General features: G+C 71.6%; 3 protein-coding genes and 1 pseudogene. 2 read left to right on the top strand and 2 right to left on the bottom strand.

Annotated elements, in window-relative coordinates:
• Nucleotides 1-49 precede the first annotated feature (49 nt).
• The gene (locus FNH04_RS42055; protein ID WP_152791511.1) at nucleotides 50-1,588 is read right to left on the bottom strand and encodes an aldehyde dehydrogenase family protein; all 1,539 of its coding nucleotides are present in this window, start codon (nucleotides 1,586-1,588) and stop codon (nucleotides 50-52) included.
• 202 nt (nucleotides 1,589-1,790) lie between these two features.
• Between FNH04_RS42055 and FNH04_RS42050 the strand changes: the two genes are divergently transcribed.
• Together FNH04_RS42050 and FNH04_RS42045 are read left to right on the top strand one after the other, a co-directional pair.
• On the top strand, nucleotides 1,791-2,561 hold the full coding sequence (locus FNH04_RS42050) for a LolA-like protein (protein ID WP_152791510.1): 771 nt from the start codon (nucleotides 1,791-1,793) through the stop codon (nucleotides 2,559-2,561).
• 78 nt (nucleotides 2,562-2,639) lie between these two features.
• Nucleotides 2,640-3,563, top strand: coding sequence for a helix-turn-helix domain-containing GNAT family N-acetyltransferase (locus FNH04_RS42045; protein ID WP_152791509.1), 924 nt, complete (start codon nucleotides 2,640-2,642; stop codon nucleotides 3,561-3,563).
• Between the two features lie 45 nt (nucleotides 3,564-3,608).
• Here the strand turns inward: FNH04_RS42045 and FNH04_RS42040 are convergent.
• Nucleotides 3,609-4,411: pseudogene (locus FNH04_RS42040) on the bottom strand (hypothetical protein); the annotation flags it as partial.

Genomic DNA, 4,411 nt, shown 5'->3' with positions numbered 1-4,411 from the left:
GCCCTGGATGGGGGGGAGGGGGGAGCGATCGGGCCGGAGTGACGAGGGCTCAGCCCGCGAACCACCGCACGGGCCTCTGCGCCAGGTTCTGGTAGACGTGCTTGCTCTCGCGGTACTCGGCGAGGCCGCTGGGGCCCAGCTCGCGCCCCACTCCGCTCTTGCCGAAGCCACCCCACTCGGCCTGCGGGAGGTAGGGGTGGAAGTCGTTGATCCAGACGGTGCCGTGGCGCAGCCGCCCGGCCACGCGCCGCGCCCGCCCCGCGTCGGCGGTCCAGACGCCGCCCGCGAGCCCGTACTCGGTGTCGTTGGCGAGGGCGACGGCCTCGTCCTCCGTACGGAAGGTCTCCACGGTCAGGACCGGCCCGAAGACCTCCTCGCGCACGACCCGCATCTCGCGGTGGCACCGGTCGAGGACGGTCGGCTCGTAGAAGTACCCGGTGGCGGGCCGGGTGCCGCTCGGTTCGGGTCGCCTGCCGCCCGCCCGCAGCACCGCGCCCTCCGCGAGCGCGGACGCGACGTACTCCTCGGTCCTCTCCCGCTGCCGCTCGGACACCAGCGGCCCGCACTCGACGCCGTCCTCGGTACCGCGCCCGAGGCGTATGCGCTCGGCCCGCCGGGCCAGTTCGGCGACGAACCGCTCGCGCACGGACTCCTCGATGATGAGCCGTGACCCGGCCGAGCAGACCTGGCCGCTGTGGATGAAGGCGGCGTTGAGGGCCTGGTCGACGGCGGTGTCGAACCCTTCCTCCGTCTCGCAGGCGTCCGCGAAGACGACGTTCGGGTTCTTCCCGCCGAGCTCCAGGGCGACCTTCTTCACGCTCACGGCGGCGGCCTGGGCGACCTTCGTACCGCTGATCAGACCGCCGGTGAACGACACGAGGTCCACGTCCGGATGCTCGGCGAACCGCGCCCCGACCGAATGCCCGGGCCCGGTCACGACGTTGGCGACCCCGTCGGGCAGCCCGGCCTCGACCAGCAGCCGCATGAGGGCGACCGTGGTGAGCGGCGTGATCTCGCTCGGCTTGACGACGAAGGTGTTCCCGGCCGCGAGGGCGGGCGCGATCTTCCAGCTGGCCTGGAGAAGGGGGTAGTTCCAGGGGGTGATCAGCCCGCAGACACCGACGGGTTCGTGGACGACGACGCTGTGGACGTCCTCCGACCCCGCGTCGACGACCCGGCCGCCGGCCTCGCCGGCGACGAGATCCGCGAAGTACCGGAAGGCGTCGGCGACACAGTCGACATCGACACGCCCCTCCTCCACGGTCTTGCCGGCGTCACGGCTCTCCAGCAGCCCCAGGGATTCACGATCGCGTACGAGCAGTCCGGCGACGCGACGGAGCAGCGCGGCTCGTTCGGCCACGGGCGTACGGGGCCAGGGGCCCTCGTCGAAGGCCCGCCGGGCAGCGGCGACGGCGGCGTCCGCGTCCCGCTCGTCACCCTCCGCCACGACGGCGAAGGACTTCGCGTCCGCCGGGTCGAGGATGTCGCGCGTGGCCCCGGAGACGGCTTCACGCCACTCCCCACCGATATGGATGGTGCGCTGCGCCGGTCGTTCGGCCGATGTCGTGCGTTCCGCTGCTGCGGCCATGATCTCGCGTTGCCTTCCGTTCCTGGTCGATGCCCCTGAGTGACACGGATGCCACCCCTCAAGGGCCGGGAGCCCGCCTGCCCCCTCTTCCCGCTGTGCATGCGCAATCGGTGGCTGAAAGTGTGCTGCGTCACTGGAAATGCACGCATAAGGGGCGAAACCTACGCTGGGAAGTGCTGTGCATCACCATGGAGGTGACGCGATGACCGGACACCGACCCGTAGCGCGACGCCTGGCCCCCCTCTGTACGGCGGCCGCGGCGGCGCTCCTCCTCTCCCCTGCGACCGCCCACGCCGACCATGTCGACGACCCGTCGGCCCAGGAGCTCTCCGACGCGGCGGAGAAGGCGTTCGACGACGCGACGTCGATGCGCCTGACCATGACGGACAGGAGTGAGGGCACGGACACCAGCACGGGCCAGCCCACCACGGTGGACCTGGCCCTGGACCAGGACGACAACTGCACGGGCACCATCGAGATGGGCGGTGACGGCGGCAGTGCGGAGCTGATCAAACGGGGCGAGGAGGTCTGGCTGAAGCCGGACGAGACCTACTGGAGGAGCCAGTTCCCCGACGGCGGCCAAGAAGTCGCGGATCTCCTCCAAGGCCGCTACCTCCATGGCACCTCGTCCGACGCGCTCCTCACGGACATGGCCGGCGTCTGCGACCTCAGGGCCCTCCAGGAGGACGCGACGGGCGACGGCTCCGCCAACCAGCAGATCACTAAGGGGAACGAGACGACGGTGGACGGTGAGCGGGTCACCCCGCTGACATCCACGGAGGGCGGCACGACGACGACCCTCTACGTCCTCTCCGGGGGCGACCACCGCCTGGTCCGCGGCACGGAGAAGGGCGGCGGCTCCGACGTCACCACGACCTTCACCGACTACAACGAGCCGGTCCCGTCACAGACCCCTTCGGCGGACGAGTCGCTGGACGTGTCGCAACTGGAGAGCGAGTTGCAGAACGTGTGAGCCACCGGCGGCCCCACCAGCCGGCCCGAGTGCCCCGCGGCGTCGACATCCCCCTATTGCTTGACTAGAGTCAAACAAATGGATGACGCGCCCACATCGCCCACGCCCGTGCTCGCACCCGTGGCCGCGGAGGACATCGCCGGGCTACGGGGCTTCAACCGGTACTTCACACGGCGGATCGGCGCGCTCGACGACCACTACCTGGGGCAGGACCGGCCCCTGGGGGAGGCGAGGCTGCTCTTCGAGATCGGGGAAGGCCCGGTCTCGCTGCGGGAGTTGCGGGGGCGGCTCGGGCTGGACGCCGGGTATCTGAGCCGGATGGTGAAGGCGCTGGAGGGCGAAGGGCTGGTACGGGTCAGCGTGCATCCCGGTGACAGCCGGCTGCGGGTCGCCGAGCTCACCTCGGCCGGGCGGACCGAGGTGGAGGAGCAGAACCGGCGGGCCGACGCACTGGCCGATGGGCTGCTGAAGGGGCTCACACGGGAGCAGCGCGGGCAGTTGACCGGGGCCCTCGCGGATGCGCAACGGCTGCTGCGGCTGGCCGCCATCCGCGTCGAGGTCGTCGACGGGACACACCCCGACGCCCGGACCTGCCTCGACGCGTACGCCGCCGACATCGACGCACGGTTCCCCGAGGGCTACGACCCGGCCACCCTCGTCCCGCCCCATGAGGTGTCGGGCAGGTCGGGCGCCTTCCTGGTCGCGTACGAGGAGGGGCGGCCCGTGGGATGCGGGGCGCTGCGGCGGCTCGCCGACGGCGCCGGGGAGATCCGGCATGTGTGGGTGCACCCGGACGCCCGCCGCCTCGGTCTTGCCCGGCGGCTGCTCGGGGAGCTGGAACGGCAGGCCGTGGCACGCGGACACCGGGTCGTACGGCTCGACACGCACGCCTCGCTGACCGAGGCACAGGCCGTGTACCGGGCGTGCGGGTACACGGAGATCCCCCGGTACAACGATGACGTGTACGGGGCCCACTTCTTCGAGAAGCGCCTCGGGCGGTGACGGAAGACCCCGGGGGCCCTGTTCGGCGTTCGGCGTTCGGCGTCCTCAGCAACCGCCGTCGAGGCAGAAGGAGTCGGACGCCGTTTCCAGGACCTGCCGCAGCTCGGTCCATTCCTCCGCCGGACCGGATGTCAGGACGGCGTACAGCTGGGTCTCGTCGCCGTGGATGACGCGGTACACGGTGCGCATGTCCACGTCCCACTGCTTGTTGTGGTGGGAGTAGTCGAGTTCGGCCGCCTCGCCCCGGTCGTCCGGCACGTCGCGCAGGTCGATGCGCCGGTAGTTTCCCACCCACTTCGGCAGGTCCTTCTCGGCCGTCTCGAGGGTGCCGCGCGGAGTGGCGCCCCGCTCGGTGACCTTGAAGATCTCTACGTAGCGCCGCGGTCTGGTGTCCGGCGCCTCGTAGAAGTACAGGGTGACGCCCTGATCGCTCACCTCCGTCCGCCGCTTCCAGTCCTCCGGTACGGCGATGTCGAACTCCTTCTCCGAGACCTTCCGGTAGCCCGGCGGAGGCGGGCTGGGCGACGGTGACGGGGTTCCCTGCACGGTCTGCCCGGGCTCGGACTCTGACTCGGACGGCGAGGCGCCGGTTGTCCCGGACACGGTGGACGCCTCGGGCCGGGCGCCGTCCCGGTGCGTGCCGTCGCCGTCGCGGCCCCACAGGTACCAGCCGCCGAACCCGGCCCCGGCGCCGACCAGTACGGCGGCCACCAGCACCGCGACCCACTTCCTGACCGACCGGTTGGGGCTTTCCCCGGCCGGGCCGGGACCGGGCGCGGTAGCCGGCTCGTTCGCAGGGCCGGGACCGGAACCAGGACCGGAACCAGGACCGGGGCCGGGGCCGGGGC

This window comes from Streptomyces phyllanthi, from assembly GCF_009377205.1.
GTDB classification, from domain to species: domain Bacteria; phylum Actinomycetota; class Actinomycetes; order Streptomycetales; family Streptomycetaceae; genus Streptomyces; species Streptomyces phyllanthi.
This window is presented reverse-complemented; position numbering and strand designations above follow the sequence as displayed.